General features: G+C 59.5%; 9 protein-coding genes, 1 tRNA gene and 2 pseudogenes. 9 read left to right on the forward strand and 3 right to left on the reverse strand.

Translation table 11 applies throughout. The features are described from left to right. Positions 1-66: 66 nt before the first annotated feature. Positions 67-1,062 carry a sensor histidine kinase gene (locus tag N688_RS05475; protein ID WP_156025313.1) on the reverse strand — a complete coding sequence of 332 codons (996 nt, stop codon included), beginning with the start codon at positions 1,060-1,062 and terminating at the stop codon, positions 67-69. Positions 1,063-1,282: 220 nt separating this feature from the next. Between N688_RS05475 and larC the strand changes: the two are divergent. The 4 genes and pseudogenes from larC to N688_RS05495 form a co-directional block, all read left to right on the forward strand. Further along, positions 1,283-2,449: pseudogene (gene larC, locus N688_RS05480) on the forward strand (nickel pincer cofactor biosynthesis protein LarC); the annotation flags it as partial. Between the two features lie 131 nt (positions 2,450-2,580). After that, positions 2,581-3,147 (forward strand): DnaJ family domain-containing protein, encoded by a 567-nt coding sequence (locus N688_RS05485; RefSeq protein WP_052888337.1) that lies wholly within the window; start codon positions 2,581-2,583, stop codon positions 3,145-3,147. Positions 3,148-3,738: 591 nt separating this feature from the next. After that, positions 3,739-5,349 (forward strand): APC family permease, encoded by a 1,611-nt coding sequence (locus N688_RS05490; protein WP_162179500.1) that lies wholly within the window; start codon positions 3,739-3,741, stop codon positions 5,347-5,349. Between the two features lie 362 nt (positions 5,350-5,711). Beyond that, a complete protein-coding gene (locus N688_RS05495; protein WP_052888339.1) occupies positions 5,712-7,205 on the forward strand; it encodes an APC family permease in 1,494 nt (497 codons plus the stop codon). Between the two features lie 257 nt (positions 7,206-7,462). Here the strand turns inward: N688_RS05495 and N688_RS05500 are convergent. Then, positions 7,463-7,534 (reverse strand) — tRNA-Thr (locus N688_RS05500). A gap of 444 nt (positions 7,535-7,978) precedes the next feature. On the opposite strand from N688_RS05500, the gene N688_RS23470 reads away from it, so the two are divergent. Beyond that, the gene (locus N688_RS23470; protein WP_052888340.1) at positions 7,979-8,350 is read left to right on the forward strand and encodes a response regulator; all 372 of its coding nucleotides are present in this window, start codon (positions 7,979-7,981) and stop codon (positions 8,348-8,350) included. 34 nt (positions 8,351-8,384) lie between these two features. On the opposite strand, the pseudogene N688_RS23940 reads toward N688_RS23470, so the two are convergent. Continuing rightward, a pseudogene (locus N688_RS23940) lies at positions 8,385-9,107 on the reverse strand (HD-GYP domain-containing protein); the annotation flags it as partial. Positions 9,108-9,430: 323 nt separating this feature from the next. Here N688_RS23940 and N688_RS05510 point away from each other — a divergent pair. The 4 genes from N688_RS05510 to N688_RS05525 all read left to right on the forward strand — a co-directional run bounded on the left by N688_RS05510 (position 9,431) and on the right by N688_RS05525 (position 15,462). Next, positions 9,431-10,102, forward strand: coding sequence for an XTP/dITP diphosphatase (locus tag N688_RS05510; protein ID WP_052888341.1), 672 nt, complete (start codon positions 9,431-9,433; stop codon positions 10,100-10,102). A gap of 95 nt (positions 10,103-10,197) precedes the next feature. Then, on the forward strand, positions 10,198-13,407 hold the full coding sequence (locus tag N688_RS05515) for an exonuclease domain-containing protein (RefSeq protein WP_052888342.1): 3,210 nt from the start codon (positions 10,198-10,200) through the stop codon (positions 13,405-13,407). Between the two features lie 83 nt (positions 13,408-13,490). Beyond that, positions 13,491-14,660, forward strand: a complete 1,170-nt coding sequence (locus tag N688_RS05520) for a tRNA-ribosyltransferase family protein (protein WP_202901845.1) — start codon at positions 13,491-13,493, stop codon at positions 14,658-14,660. Next, on the forward strand, positions 14,611-15,462 hold the full coding sequence (locus N688_RS05525) for a 16S rRNA methyltransferase (RefSeq protein ID WP_052888343.1): 852 nt from the start codon (positions 14,611-14,613) through the stop codon (positions 15,460-15,462). The genes N688_RS05520 and N688_RS05525 overlap by 50 nt, the downstream gene beginning before the upstream one ends. Positions 15,463-15,528: the final 66 nt, after the last annotated feature.

Here is a 15,528-nt window from a genome sequence, read left to right on the forward strand (position 1 = left end):
GAGTGCGCAAGCAAGATAGCAACCGGGCAGCGGGAGGAGAGTGGTCACCCAGCACCCGAGCGTGGCTCAGACCTGACGCAGGCTCAGCCAGACGCAGGTTCCTTTACCGGGCAGACCGGCACTTTCCAGCCAGATCTCTCCTCCCATCTCTTCGAGCAGTCGCTTGCTGAGATAGAGGCCCAGGCCCTTGCCCTGGGGAGCCAGGCGCTGGCCGCTCTCCAGACGCTGAAACGGCTGGAAGAGTCGTTGCTGCTCCTCGGGTGGGATGCCGACACCCTCATCCTGAATAGCGAGGTAGATACGCTGCTGCTGCTGCTGCTGGGCTTCTGTCTCGGCGGTCGGTGGAGCGCTGGCTGGCCTGACGGTGGTGAAAGTGATCCGCAGGCGGCTCCCGGTGGGAGAGTAGGAAAGCGCATTGTTGATCAGATTGCGCAGTACCTGGCGTAGTTGCAGGGGCTGCGCTATTACGTCACACTTGCTCAACTGCAGCTCAAGCTGCCGCTGTTCGAATTGCAGGCGAGGAGCAAAGGAGGCCAGCACCGAGAGCATTGCTTCTTTGAGGTCAAGATGCTCGATTCCGCTCTGACTGCCAGCTCGTTGGGGCAAGCTAATGGAATCCAGGATAAAGGTGGCTTCATCGCAGGCGTGATTGATTTGTTGGAGGTATTGATCGCCCACTTCTCCTGGGATTTGCTCGCGGTAGCAACGCAGCAGCTCCGCGTAGCCCTTGATGGCGGCGAGCGGCGTTCTGACCTCGTGATTGAGAATGAGCAGTAGTTGTTCGCGGTTCTTCTGATCCTCGATAAGCTGCTCGTTTTGCTGACGAAGTTGTCGGTTTTCCTGATCGATATGTCGCACTTCACTACTGATCTTGAGGAAGGCGCAGCCGACGATGAAGATCTGGGCGGTTGCCAGTACAAGGCTGCTATAGATCATGGCGTTAGATGAGCCAAAAAGACGTGGTAGCACTATCAGGCTGGCGAGATTGAGCAACCCGATGATGATCAGGACCCCGCACAGGAGGCGCAGGCAGGTGCGGAGCATTAGCATGTAATTCTTCACCTCTAAGACCCCTTCGCACAAGGCTCAGAACGAGTTACCTGTCCTGTTCTAGGAGAACGAAGATGGTCTCTTACCAATCTCTTAATTATACTCTTGGGTCCGGCCAAAATCGAAGAAAGCCTTCTGTCCGCCGCGTCTGGTCCCGAGATGTGGATGCTGTTGGCGAGCCAGTCACGGAGTGCGCCATCACTGGTGAGGACTTTGGAGACAAGGAGGGCAAATGATCGCCTATCTGGATTGCTATTCGGGGATCAGTGGCAACATGTTCTTGGGGGCAATGCTCGATGCAGGGCTCTCGTGGGAGAGCTTGCGGCAGATGCTGGCTCTGCTCCCAGTCGAAGGCTATCAGCTGCGCAGGGAGTCGGTTGAGCAGGGAGGAATCCACGGTCAACGCTTCGAAGTGGTCTTAGAGAACCCTGATCAGCCAGAGCGGCATTGGTCCGAGATTCGCCAGATGCTGGAAGATGCTCCTCTGCCTGCTCAGATTCGTGCGCGAGCGCTGGCCATCTTTCGTACGCTGGCGGAAGCGGAAGCGAGCGTTCACGGAGTAGAACCCGAAGCGGTGCATTTTCATGAAGTAGGGGCTGTCGACTCTATTATCGACATTGTCGGAGCAGCCATTGCCATTGAAATGCTTGGCATCAAGCAGCTCTACACTTCGCCTCTGCCGCTCACCGGCGGCATGGTGCAGACGGCGCATGGGCTGCTGCCTGTCCCAGCTCCAGCCACCTTAGAGATTCTACGGCGCGTAGCGGCCCCGTGGCGACCCTGTCCGGTAGAAGGAGAGCTGGTCACGCCAACCGGGGCGGCTATTCTTGCTACGCTCGCCCGCTTCGAGCAGCCCGCTATCCGTATCGAACGAGTGGGCTATGGTTTTGGCCATCGCCGGCTCCCCTGGCCGAACTGTCTCCGTCTCTGTCTTGGCGCAGCTGAACGCCTGGACGGCTCAGCGGGAGAAGAACTAGATCGTGATTGGGTGACCCTCATTGAGAGCAACCTGGATAATACGACGCCCGAGCTATTAGGGGCCTTGATGGATGAACTGCTGGCCGCGGGGGCGCTCGATGTAACGTTCTCGCCTTTGCAGATGAAGAAGAATCGTCCCGCTACCCTGCTGAGCGTCCTGGCGCGCCCCGAGCAGAGCGAGGAGCTGGCGACGCTGATCCTGCGCTCCTCGGGAACGCTCGGCGTGCGCTTGCAACAGATGCAGCGCCTCAAAGCACAGCGTCAGCAGGAAGAGCTGCTTACCCCACTGGGACCAGTGACGATCAAGGTCAAACGTCTGGGTGGGCGCGTGCTGACTGCTGCGCCCGAGTACGAGAGCTGCCGTCAGCTCGCTCAAGAACGCGGGCTACCCCTGAGCGTGGTCTATGAGCTGGTAGAGCAGTGTCTGAACGCGACCCACCACCCTCAAGGGCAAGCTCTGGCGCAGTCAGACGGACTTACAGAGACGACCGACTCCCTTGCGCCAGAGAGGGAATGAACACATCAGGTTAGAAGGAGAAGAAGAGAGAACGCATGGATTTAGAGAAGCAGCGATCCTTCTATCAACGGCAGCAGGGGCCAGAAACAACGCAGAACGATGGAGAGCGAACCCAAAGAGGCTACGATGAGCGGCGCTTTCGAGACTTTGTAGAGGACCAGATTCGCGAGGCTCAGGAGAGGGGAGTGTTTGATCATCTGCCGGGCATGGGCAAGCCACTGCAGCTGGATGAGAATCCCTATGCACGCGAGAAAGAGCTAGCCTATCACCTACTCAAGAGCAATGGGTTTGCTCCCCAAGAGATCGAGCTGGCCAAAGAGATTCGCAGCGAGCTGCAACAGGCCGAGGCCAGATTGGCCAGACTGCGTGAGCGGCGCCAGCGACTGGCCAGGCGCCGTCTTCCTCCTTTCCCCAGTGAGAAGCGAGCCTTCAACACCGCGCTGGCGCAAGCCCTGCGCGACTATGAGGCGACTCTGCGTGAACTCAATCGCAAGATTCTGACTTTTAGCCTGATGGTTCCGCCAGCAATGCATATGAACATGGTCGACGTCGACAGCAAGGTCCAGGCATTCCGCGAAAGCTGCCCACCATTTCCTCTCTGAAGCTCTCCTGTGCCAGGACACAACCTCACAGCCACCCTCTATCTGTCTTTGGCGGGGGGGAGAGCAGCAAACGCCGGGGGTTTGTCTGAAGCGAGCAAAGCCGAAAAGTTGCGGGGGCAATGCGTGGCCAGGAGGGCGTAGAGCAGAATGGCAGAAATCTTGCTGTTGGGCAGGCCCCCAGGCTCTGGTCGAGCCTTGGCTCCTCTCCTCCTCTCACGGGACCAGCCACGTGCCAGCGCCAGTAACGCAGTAAGCAAATACTCCTAATCATGGGAGTGGCATAGCAGTCCTTCTCAAGACTGAGTAGACTGCCTATCGGAGGGATCACGGAGGAACTCCCGAAACAGAAGCCTTGGATAGACCTGAACTCCACGCTCAAGCGGGGGAGCCTCCACTCTGAGGCTTACTGGTGCCTGGCTAGCTCAAAGGCAGCAGAGAAAGATCTCTTCCCTCCTTTTTTACAGCGAGCCGGCTCAGAAAAGAGAAAGGGTGTGTCGCGTGCAGGAAGCCTGCTGGCGGCTCCCTAGCCCGCGCTGCCCGATCTTTGCCAGCAACGCGATGCCTGGAGACGTTTTGCATGGAGGTGTGACATTGGCGACGCAAGATGAACTGGTACAGAAAGGGCTGCTTGAAGGGGATATAGATGTCGACCAAGCCGACGTTGACAAGCTGCACAAGAATGTCATTGGCCTACCTGGCGTGCTCTACTTCTGCATTGCCGGCTCGGCTCCCATCTCAGCCATGCTCTTCAACGTGCCACCCATAGCCCAGCAGGCAGGGGCGGCCTCCCCGCTGGTCTTCCTCCTCTCGGGGATAGGACTCCTGTTGCTAGGGGTCTCCATTGTCTATCTCTCGCGCCGGCTGACCTCTGCAGGTGGTTTTTACACCTGGGTTAGTCACAGCCTGGGAAAAGGTACGGCCTTCCAGGCGGGCTGGCTCATGATGGGCGGCTATGCTCTCTTTGAAGCGGCCCTGATGGGAGCCTTTGGCTCCTACACCAACAGCTCATTTGCAACCTATCTCCATCTCAATCTGCCTGGTGGGTGGGTGAGTTGGGCGCTCGTCGGAACGCTCCTCATTTTCCTTCTCTCCTACTTTGACGTCAAATGGTCAGTCGTTGCCATGGCCCCTTTCCTGATCCTGGAGATCAGTGTACTCGTTATCCTCGACCTGGTGATCTGCCTGCGCGGAGGAGTAAGCGGCCATGACCTGCTGCACACCTTCAGTGTGGCGGGGGCAGACCTCAAAGGGGCGGCGCCAGGGGGAGTGCTTGGCATTGGGATCGGCATGGCCTTGGGAGTCTGGTCCTGGGTAGGCTTCGAAGCAGGAGCCGTCTACGGAGAAGAGGCTCGCAACCCACGTCTGGCAGTCCCAGTTGCCATCTTCAGCGTGGTAGCTTTCCTGATCATCCTCTATGTCTGGACGTCCTACTCAGCTACCATTGGCTACGGCTGGCAACATGCCGTCGATCAGTTTGCCGCCAATCCCAGCACCGCCTATTACACCCTGGCCACAAACTACGTTGGCGGCTGGTTGCAGGCCCTGATGATCATCGCCATCAGCACCAGTGCCTTAGCCTGCGGTCTGGCCTTTCACAATGGCATGGTGCGCTACCTCTACGCTATGGGGCGGGAGGGCATCCTGCCACCTCTCTTTGGGAAGACACACTCCCGCTATCGCAGCCCCCATATTGCCATTGTGGCGCAGTCGCTCTTTACCTGTCTACTGATTGCCTTCTTCGCTCTGGTGACGCAGAAGCCGGGGACAGGTAACTATGGTTTCGGCCTGTCAGGCAACGGCTATCAGCAGGTAGATGGGCTGGCTCCTTATGCCTGGCTTGCCACGGCTGGGACAATCGCCTTCATTATCGTTTACATCATGGTCAACCTGGCGGCCCCCCTCTTTGCCTGGCGCTTTGACCGCTCCAGCTTTGGGATCTTGCGCCATGTTGTGGCTCCGCTGCTCAGCTCGGCGGTTCTGCTCATCCCACTGGCCTCCTTTATCATGCCCGCGATCCCTGGTCCAGTCGGCGCCTTCTTCACAACGCTGGGTTTTGCTCCCACGCCCTTCCCAACCAATATCTTGCCGCTCTTTGTCCTGGCCTGGATCATCTGTGGCCTGCTGTACGCGAATTATCTGGCGCGCCGCGATCCAGAGCGCTATGAGAAGATGGGACGTATCGTGCGCGGCGATGTCGCCTAGCCTGCAGGGTCAACAGAGCGACGTCTCTGCCTGCCCCTGTAGCAAACTGTGACCCACCCATCCAGCCCCAGCTCTTGAGGCCAGGAGAGTGACTGACTGTCTCAAAACAGCCTCTCCTGGCCTGCTCTCTCCCTTCTCATCTTGTTGATAGATATAATGAATTTCTTCTATTTATAGCTAAATGTGGCCAATCTTGTGTTATTTTGCTTGAAAAAAACAAATAAAGCAGTAAACTCAGCGTAGAGAAGAGCGGACCCATCACCAGCTAGCCGGGGGAGAGGAAAGAAGAAGAAGAGCGGGGTGAGGGTGGCGGAATCGCTGCCGGCGCGGGTGGGAAGGTTCTGGTCAGGGGGAGAAAACTCATGGCACTCTATTCGGAGAGGGGCAAGTGGCACAGCGCTCAAGAGCAGTTGGCCTCAGAAGAATACGTCGTCAAAGCCATGCCGGCGGTGCTGGGCACCCTTGAAATGACTGCCTTTTTTATCGTCATTGTCTTCTTCATTACCAACTGCAACACGGCGAGTACGGCGGGCCCGGCGGCGCTCACCTACCTGGTGATCGGGGCCTTCGTCTTCTTTCTGCCCAGTGTCATCGCCACAGCCCAGCTGGGGGTCATGTTTCCGTACGAAGGATCGCTCTATAACTGGACCCACAAAGCCTTTGGAGGCTATTGGAGCTTCTTCGCGGCTTTTTGCGCCTGGTTCCCGGGTGTTCTTGTGATGGTCAGTGCGGCGAATAATGTTCTGGCCTTTATTCAGGGACTGAATCGTCAGTGGGTGATGCTGCCCTGGCAGCAAGGACTGATCATCATTGGCACGCTGGCGCTTGCCGGCCTGCTGGCGCTCCAGCGTTTTCGCACGGTAGCGAATGTCATCCTGGCGGCGGCGGGTGCCATTATGGCTGCGCTGGTCATTCTGGGGGGAGCGGCTGCCTGGTGGCTGCTCAGTGGGCATGCTCCCCTGAGCGACTTTGGCGAGCTAGGGGCCTGGCTGCCTGCTCTCGCTCCGCGTGGTGGGAACATTGCCACCTTTGGCCTGGTCATTCTAGCCTATCTTGGGGCCGAGACGCCGCTCAACATGGCCGGTGAGATCAAGCACCGGCGTGTAATCACGCGCCACCTCTGCTGGGGGCCGTTGATCGTGCTGCTCGGCTATCTGATCGCCACGACAGCCTTGCTTGTCGTCGAGGGGCCGACCAGTGGCGCTCTGCTGCCGGCCCTGGTCGCCACTGTTGACCTCAGCCTTGGCAAGATCGCTGGCAACCTCATGGCTGTTTGCCTGATCATCTTTTTCTTCACTGCTATTGTTGCTTACAACTGCAGCTATGCTCGCCTACTGCTGGTGGCGGGAATTGATCAACGCCTCCCTGCTGGCGTGGGGCGTCTCAGTCGCAACCGTATCCCGGCCAGGGCCATCCTCTTCCAGACCATCGTGGCGATCATGCTCACCGCCCTCATCTTCATCGTGGCTCCGCTGGTGGTACACGTTGGCTCTCCTGCCGACCTGACGACTGAAGTCTACAATGTAATGCTCGCCTCTTCGACACTGGTCTGGGCGACCTCTGCCTCATTTCTCTTTGCCAACCTGATCATGCTGGCCCTGCGCAATCGAAAAGCATTCCACGCTCAGCTGATCCTTCCGGCGCCGGTCCTCTGGGGAAGCGTCGTGCTCGGTCTCCTCTCATCGCTGTTTGCTGTCGTCGATTCCCTTATTTTCTCCTGGATTCCGGCTCTCATTCCCAATAGTAGCTGGTGGTACATCATCGGAGGCGTGACCTGCTTCTGCCTCATTATCGCGGCCATCGGTAGCATGTTCGCCGCCAGTGAAGCTGACTGGCAGGGCTTGAGCGGTGAGTAGTTCGCCAACAGGAATGGGGAGAGGAGAAGAACCTCCGCCATCTCTCCCTTACGTGGGGGCTGGGGCCAGGCGGGCGTCTGTCTGAGCTGGCCTAGCTCCCTGTCTGCGGCGCGGCGGTGTGTGTCTACTGCGACTTGCACCTGCAGCGGTCAGCTAGGAGAAGCGAGTTTCCGGTGAACGAAGAGGCAGGGGAAGCCGTGCTGTAAGGCGAAGCCTGGAGTGGCGAGCAAAGGAACCAGCAGCGATCTAAAAAAAAGAGCCGGTGGTCGGACTCGAACCGACGGCCTGCGCATTACGAGGGCGCTGCTCTACCACTGAGCTACACCGGCTAGCAATGGGGCAGCAAAGGACTGCACCTTCCGCCCCTGACTACTCCAGACCGAACTAGCCACCTGGGCTATTGCTGCCTCTGATTATACCCCTCATCTCGAGCGGCTGTCAAGCACCAGTTTTGGGCCGAGGCCGGGGGTGGCGGGCCGCGCGCAGGCGCCGGAAGTGGCTGGCAGTGCGGTGGAGATGCATGCCGGCAGAAAGGCTATCCGCTTCGATCGGCGCGAGCGTCCTCATTCCCGGGAGCGGGAGGCTCCGCGGGTCGGAAGAAGACAGGTCGGGGTGAGCGCGAGCCAGAATAGTACTCTCTGAAAGAGTAGTGCCTCTTGCGGAGCTGGTGCGTCTCTATCGAAGGAGGAGTGTAGTGCTTATTCTATCGAAAAGAGATGGTTGTCTCTTTGCCGAGAGTAGTGGCAGGCTGACCTATGAAGGAAAGCAAGACGGTGCTGATTATAGATGACGATCGTGACGTCAGTGAGCTGTTGCAAATGGTCATTCTTGAGCGCACGACCTATCGCCCGCTGTGGATCGGGGAGAGCGAGCTGACGCTCTATGCCGCCCCGCATGTCAGGCCGGCGCTGATCCTGTTAGACTATCGGCTGCCGCGTATGCATGGTCTAGAGCTGTATGATCGTCTGCAGGAGATTGAGACCATGCGCAACGTACCTACGGTGCTCATCACAGCCTGGAATGACCTACCGCTTGAAGAGCTACGCCGTCGCGGTATCTATCTCTTGCGCAAACCTTTTGATCTAGAGGAGCTCCTCCAGCTAATGGCGATGCTGTTACCTGGTGCAGTGTCTCCCGGGCCTTGAAGACCAGAGCAAAAAGCTCAACCAGGGTGGGATCAAACTGGGTACCGGCATGGCGGCGAAGCTCCGTTAAGGCCTGGAGGGGAGAGCGTGGCGCCTGGTAACTGCGCCCGCTGGTCATGACGGCAAAAGCATCGCTGATCGCAATCAGACGAGAGCCGAGAGGGATCGCCTCGCCGGCCAGTCCGGTTGGATAGCCGTGGCCATCCCAGCGCTCGTGATGGTGGTAAACGGCTTGCACCATCACCTGGGGAGCTTGCAGACGGCTCAGGAGCAAGGCCCCTTTCAAGCAATGAGTGCGGATCTGAGCGAACTCCTCTGCGGTTAACGCTGTCGCTTTATGGAGGAGCTGTCTGGGCAGCGCCAGTTTGCCGAGGTCGTGGAAAAGAGCGGCCAACTCAATCACGATACTTTCATGCGCTGACAGGCGGAGAGCCTGCAGGAGAGGTGCTGTAAGCAAGTAGACGTCCAGCGAGTGATGATAGAGCTGCCCGTCGTGTTCGCGCAGCAATCGAAGGAGATAAGCAAAGCCGCCAGCCGGGAGCGGTGGCTCCTGCTGTGGAGAATCGCTAAGCCCTGGTTTGGTACCCACTGGCTCTAGGGTTGATTCCATTGACAAGGTCTCTTGATCGCTTGTGCGCCTGGCTCGCCGTTGCTGCCTCGCTCGTTCGCCAGCAGCGTTGCTGTCGCCGTTTGAGTGGTACCTCGTCATCTCGTATCCAGATTGGTCTGACAGGCTTTTCTTCGCTTGTCTAAGCATTCGCTCTTCTAAGAAAGATACGTTTCAGTCGGCGAAAAAGTTGAAGGTGGGGCGAGGGACGATAAGATGGAAGTAGCCGCTGGCGGTCCCGCGAAACCGGTGGCAGGGCGCTTAGCGGCTCTTTCTCCTCTCGACAAGGTGGCCCCGGTATGGTAATATGGGATCAAATTTGAAATCATCCGCCTGGGACAAGGAGCGAACGGGCTTGAGAAGGTCTTGCCTGCGCAGGAAATCAGGGCGAAGGAAGGGAAGCGGTTCCCGCTAACGGCGCCTCAAGAGACAAGTGTTCCCACCTGCGTCTGCTCCGTGTTTATCTGAAATCGATGAAGCAACGCGAGACAAGCGATCAACCCACTCAAGAGCCAAGGCGCTTGCTACTAGCGACTTCGAATGGCGCTAAGCTAGAAGAACTGCGCACGCTCTTCTCGGACCTGCCATTTCATGTAGTCTCGCCGGTAGACATTGGGCTGAGGCTGGAGGTAGAGGAGACCGGGCAAACGTTCCGCGAGAATGCCGAGCTAAAAGCGCGGGCCTATGCCAAAGCTTCGGGTCTGCTGGCCCTGGCTGACGATTCAGGTCTCGAGATCGATGCCCTGGGCGGTGCGCCTGGCGTCTATTCCGCGCGTTTTATGGGGCAGGAGACGCCCTACGAGGAGCGCTTCCGGTTTATCTTGCAGCGTCTGCAGGGACTTCCACCGGAGCAACGTACGGCGCGTTTCCGCTGTTGCATAGCCATTGCGGAGCCTTGGGGCTACTGCCGCACGGTTGAAGGGGTTGTAGAAGGCCAGATCGCCGAGGAGCCGCGCGGTAGCAACGGCTTTGGCTATGATCCAATTTTCCTCGTTCCTGAGCTTGGTAAGACCACAGCCGAGCTGTCCCCGGAGGAGAAGCATCGCATCAGTCACCGGGGAAGGGCGGCTCAACTGGCACGGAGACTGCTCGCAAGCTGGCCTCCCTTCGCTACTTCTGCCGACCTGCTCGACACTCTGCCTTAGCCTGGCCTTGCGGCTGGGAGAGCAGCGATCGCTGAGTACGCAAGCAAGCAGGTGAGCATAAGAGCGAGTGAGCAAGCAGGAGAGAAAGATTTCCTATGGGGAAGAAGCCGCCTATCCGGGTCGCGCTTGATCTGGAAACAACCGGCCTGCATGTAGAGCAAGATGCTATCCTCGAAGTGGCTGCGATCAAGTTCCAGGGCACGACGATCCTCGATCGTCTCGAAACGCTGGTGGCTCCGGGGCGCTCCATCCCTTATCGGGTGCAGCGTCTGACAGGAATTACGCCGCGGCAGCTGATCGGGGTACCTTCGTTTGAGGCGATCGCTCGCAAGCTCCAGCAGTTTGTCGGCAGCTTTCCGATTGTTGGGCATAGCATCCCTTTTGATGTGAGCTTCTTACGCCGACAGGGACTGGCTTATCATAACCAGCTGATCGATACCTTCGAGCTGGCGTCGGTGCTGCTCCCCTCGTTGCCGAGCTACAGCCTGGGCTACGTGGCACGTTTCCTGGGGGTGCCCAGCTCTCCCGATCGTCATCGGGCGATGGCCGATACTTTACTGGCCATGCATGTCTTTCTCGCCCTCTATGAGCGCCTGCAAGCAATAGATCTGGCCGCGCTTGAGGAGCTTGCCCATCTCGATGCCCCGCCCGATTGGCCGCTGCTGACCTTCTTTCGCCAAGAATTGCGCGAGCGTCAGCGCGAGCAAGGGCTGCAGCGCGGCTCCATTTGGGGCAACCTTGGTCAGCATTTCGCCACGCAGTTGGGCATGGACCCGCGGGTCCTCTCGTTTGCAGTAGCGCGCGCTGGCCCCCCGCTTCCTGCCCTGGCCCCGGAGACTGTGCCGCTCCCTGACGGGCACCCTCGTTCCCAGGCTCAGGCTCTCACCTTCTTCTCGCCGGAGGCTGTGCCTGACCTGCAGATCCTGCTTGAGGCCAGGCGCTCAGAGTGCGAACGTCAGCACCTCAATAACTATGCTGCCTTGCAGTATCAGCTGCAAGAGACCTTTGCTCGCTGTGGGACAGCCCTGGTCGAGACTACGCTCGGTAGTGATGATTATGGGCCACTGCTGCTCACGGCTCTTGAGTGGCTCAAAAATGCCTCCAAGCAGACAGAGGCGGCCTCGCGACCCCTGCCTCGTCTGCTGATCGTCTGCGCTTCTACTCAGGCGGCCTATCGCATCAGAGATAGCTTGCTACCACGCCTCCAGGAGCAGCTAGGAGCGCGTTTCTCTGTGGCCTATCTGGCTGAACGCGATGGCTATCTTTGTTTGCATCGTTGGTTTGGGGCCGCCCAAGTGCGGGTGGGAGGTGGGCCTCGTTCGGAGGAGGCTCGTGCTTTTGCAAAGTTTACGCTGTGGGCCCAGGAGACGCTGACGGGTGAGCGTGGCGAGTTGACGCTCTTGCCCTACGAAGTTGCCAGCTGGGAACGCATCTGTTCGGGAAGCGAGCGCCTCGTAGCAAGCGATGAGCGCCTGGGCAGCATCTATGAGCGCTGTGCCTATCGTCGCAAGGGCTACTGCTTCTATCAACGAGCCGAGGAGCGCGTGCGGGCTGCCCAGATTGTGGTGACGACTCATGCGGGGCTGTTCGATGATCTCTCATCCTCCCATTCTCTCCTGTCTGAGATTCCCTATCGTCTCATTCTCGATGCTGATCTCCTCGAAGAGGAGTGGGCACGCCGTAGTGGGGTAGAACTGAGTCATGGACGCCTGCTAACGCTCCTGCAGACGCTCGGCATCGAGCTGCCCAATGGGCGTTACCAGGGCCTGCTGGCGCTCGCGGCTCCTGCCTTGCGCGAGGAGGTTGCTCCGTCCGTCGCCACTCCCCTGAAGCTGGCATCCTCTTCTATGGTCACGCGGACCGAGCTGGATACGCGCCTGCTCTCCTGGTTCCAGGCCCTGCGCCAGGCCACTGGGGCAGCAAGTCACTTTTTCCTTGCGCTAACGCACTTGCTGGATGAGGCTTTGCATGCCCCTGCTGCCAACCAGAGTTCTCGCCATGAGCGTGGGCGCTCCCAGGGGACACGCAATCAGGGCCAGACGGCCCGCTTCGCCGAACGCCTTGACCAGGCCCTGCGCCTCCAGCGCTCCCTCCTCAATCTGGAGAGTTGGGATGAGGCGGCCCATGCCTGGCGTCAGCTGTCGCAGCGTCTACAGGCGGTGATTGAGCTGTCTCAGGAGGCTGAACGCTTGCTGCTGATGGGCAACCGCAGCAGAGCGCGCCAGGAGCGACCGGGGCTGTTAAGCGATGCCCTGGCGGCAGAGTTTGCCATGAGCGCTCAGCGACTGCGCGTTCTGAAAGAGCAGGGGGACCAGGCTTTTGCCCTCACGGAAGGGGAGATGGTCTACTGGCTGCGAGTTCCGCCAGCCCCTGGGCATCCGCAGCCTCGCGGTTTAGAGAGCGCGCCGGCGGCCCCGCTCGTGGAGCAGCCGCTGGAGCATGCCCCGGCCATCTACGGTCAGCCGATTCAGGTTGCGCCCATGCTGAAGCGGCTGCTATTCCTTCCGCAGCGGGCGACTATCCTGGCGGGCGTGGCCTTAGCGGTCGCCGGCGACTTCTCTTTCGTACGGGGCCGGCTGGCGCTGGAGATGGAGCATTGCCCAGCCTATTCGCTCGAAGGCGATCGCTGTGCTCAGACGCTGCTCTATATTCCTAATGATGTCCCTGAGCCAAATATGCCCCAGTATCAGCGGCGCCTTGACGAGGCCATTCTGCAAATGGCCGAAGCATTAGAGGGCCAGATCCTGGTCTTGTTCACCTCTCACGCCGCCCTGCGCAATTCATACTCTTTCATCAAGGCCACCCTGGAGACGCGCGATATCCTTCTCCTTGGTCATGGCATCGATGGCTCACCGCGTCAGCTCTGGCAGATCTTCGCAGAGCAGCCGCGGGTAATGCTCTTTGGGGCGGGAGGTTTCTGGGAGGGAGTCGAAGAGCTACCAACGCTGCCCTCTTGCCTGTTTATCACCCGGCTGCCGATGCCGGCTCTCAATGATCCTCCTCTGGCAGCACGCGCCGAGCAGTATGCCGACCAGCTCCATCAAATGACCGTCCCCGTCGCCGCTCTGCGCCTGCGGCGCACGCTCAACCGCCTGGCCTGGGGCGGCAGAAAGCGCAATAGCGTCATTATCTTTGATCGACGTCTGATCTCGAAGGAGTATGGACAGCTGATTCTGCACTCGCTGCCACGTTGCTCGCAGCGTCAGGACAGCGTGGCCCAGATGTCCGAAGCTGTTTTGGACTGGCTGACCTCTGATGGCCTTGGGGGTCAGCCGCGGCCCGACCTCGACGCCGAGCGAACTTGACCCGCGTCTGCGCCCTATGGTATCGTACTGGCATTGAAGAATAGACGGTAGCGAGCAGCGAACAAGTCGAGAGTGGCATAGTGATGATGAGTGCGGACACGCGGGAGAAGCCAAGAGCGCTGGTGCTCTCACATGGGACGATCTCTCTACCTGCTTTTTTGCCCGATGCGACGCAGGCAGTGGTGCGGGCGGTTGACAGTCTTGACCTGGAGCAGTGTGGGGTCCAGGCGCTCGTCATGAATACCTTCCATTTGATGCAGCGCCCTGGCTCCTCGGCAGTGGAGGCCATTGGTGGGCTACATGCGCTGAGTGGTTGGCGGCGTCCGATCGTGACCGATTCGGGTGGCTTCCAGGCCTATTCATTGATTCGCCAGAATGCTCGCTATGGCCACTTGACAGAGAAGGGGCTGGCCTTTCAGCCGGAAGGGGCGACACGGCGCTTCTTGCTCACGCCTGAGAAGAGTATCCAGTTGCAGTTGAGCAGTTACGCCAGCGATGTGGTGGTCTGTCTGGACGACTGTACCCACGCTGACGAGCCGCCTTCGCGGCAGCGCGAGTCTGTTGAGCGGACGATTGCCTGGGCGCGGCGTGGCAAGGCCGAGTTTGTGCGCCTGGTCGAGCAGAAGAAGCTGCCGCCCGAGCGGCGTCCGCTGCTGTTTGCCGTCGTGCAGGGCGGCGGCGATTTCGCGCTGCGTCGTGCCTGTGCGGAGGCCCTGCTGGAGATGGGCTTTGATGGCTTTGGTTTCGGTGGCTGGCCGCTGGACAGCGAGGGTCAGCTGCTGAGCGAAATCGTGGCCTGGACGCGCGAGCTGATTCCGGCAACCTTTCCGCTGCATGGCCTGGGGATCGGCCACCCTCTCAATGTGGTGGCCTGTGCCCGCATGGGGTACGATCTCTTCGACAGCGCTATGCCAACGCGTGACGCCCGCCATGCGCGCTTGTACTCCTTTACGGAGGACCCGACCACGAGTCGTCTTGACCCCGATGGAGCCTGGTTTACTTATGTCTACCTCAGCGATGAGCGCCTGCGACGCGAGCGGCGACCGGTCTCTACTTTCTGTGACTGTCTCTGCTGTTCGCGCTACAGTCTGGCCTATCTGCATCACCTCTTTAAGGTCAACGATGCCCTCTTTCTGCGCCTGGCGACCATTCATAACCTGCGCTTTATGATGCAGCTGATGCAGCGCCTGGAAATGCTGTTGCATGGTGAGCGAGAGCAGCGAGAGCAGCAAGCGGCTCAGACAGCTGGTTGAAGCGGTGCGGGCGAGCCGCAAGTACCGCTCACTGTATAGGGGCACGATCGCCGCTATTGGTGCTCGGGAGCTCGCTCGTTCTGCTGACCTCGAGGAGGCGATCAAGGCCACCAAGCGCCGGCTGCATCAGATTGCCGGCATGTATCTGGCGGGCACAGCTCCCTATGAGCGCTGGCTGGAAGAGCTACGCCAGGCTCGGGCGAGCGGCGATGAGGAACGGCTACGTGCCGTCTGCCGTCGGGCGATGGCCTGGCATGCCTCGACCCGTGAACGGCTCAATCTGCTCCCCACTTTTTACGAGCGCTTACTGGCCGATCTACCGCCTGTAAGGCGGGTGCTCGATGTAGCCTGTGGCTTCCATCCCTTAGCCCTGCCCTGGATGCCTTGCTTTCGAGCCAGTGGGAGCGCCTGCTACTACTATGCCTGTGATATCTATGAGGATCTGGCGGCCTTTCTGCAAGCTGTTCTAGAGATCCTGGAGGTTCCTGGTGAGGCCGCGGTCTGCGACATTGTGCAGACGCCGCCGGACCTGACAGTCGATCTCGCCTTTGTCTTGAAAGTTCTGCCGTGTCTGGAGCATATTGAGTCAGAGGCCGGCTTGCAGCTCCTGCGGGCTATTCGTGCGCGCTACCTGCTGGTCTCCTTTCCTGGGCAGAGCCTGGGTGGTGGAAAACGGGGGATGGCGGCCTACTATGAAGCGCGCTTTCGCGCTCTGGTTGCTGATTGTGGCTGGCGGCTCGAACGCTTCGCTTTCCCGGGGGAGCTGGTTTTTCGTATCGAGAAAGAGGAAAGCCGGTCCTAACCTTGTTGGCCTTGGCGAGCAAGAGGGCAGTGGGCCGGCGATCTTCACTGGTAGAGGAGCTTATTC

This window comes from Thermogemmatispora carboxidivorans, from assembly GCF_000702505.1.
Classification (GTDB): Bacteria; Chloroflexota; Ktedonobacteria; order Ktedonobacterales; family Ktedonobacteraceae; genus Thermogemmatispora; species Thermogemmatispora carboxidivorans.

Bases quoted from the DNA above. Each gene is read 5' to 3' on its own strand.
- N688_RS05485 (WP_052888337.1), top strand. From the start codon at position 2,581: ATGGATTTAGAGAAGCAGCGATCCTTCTATCAACGGCAGCAGGGGCCA.
- N688_RS05495 (WP_052888339.1), top strand. From the start codon at position 5,712: ATGGCACTCTATTCGGAGAGGGGCAAGTGGCACAGCGCTCAAGAGCAG.
- N688_RS05510 (WP_052888341.1), top strand. From the start codon at position 9,431: ATGAAGCAACGCGAGACAAGCGATCAACCCACTCAAGAGCCAAGGCGC.
- N688_RS05515 (WP_052888342.1), top strand. From the start codon at position 10,198: ATGGGGAAGAAGCCGCCTATCCGGGTCGCGCTTGATCTGGAAACAACC.
- N688_RS05520 (WP_202901845.1), top strand. From the start codon at position 13,491: ATGATGAGTGCGGACACGCGGGAGAAGCCAAGAGCGCTGGTGCTCTCA.
- N688_RS05525 (WP_052888343.1), top strand. From the start codon at position 14,611: ATGGTGAGCGAGAGCAGCGAGAGCAGCAAGCGGCTCAGACAGCTGGTT.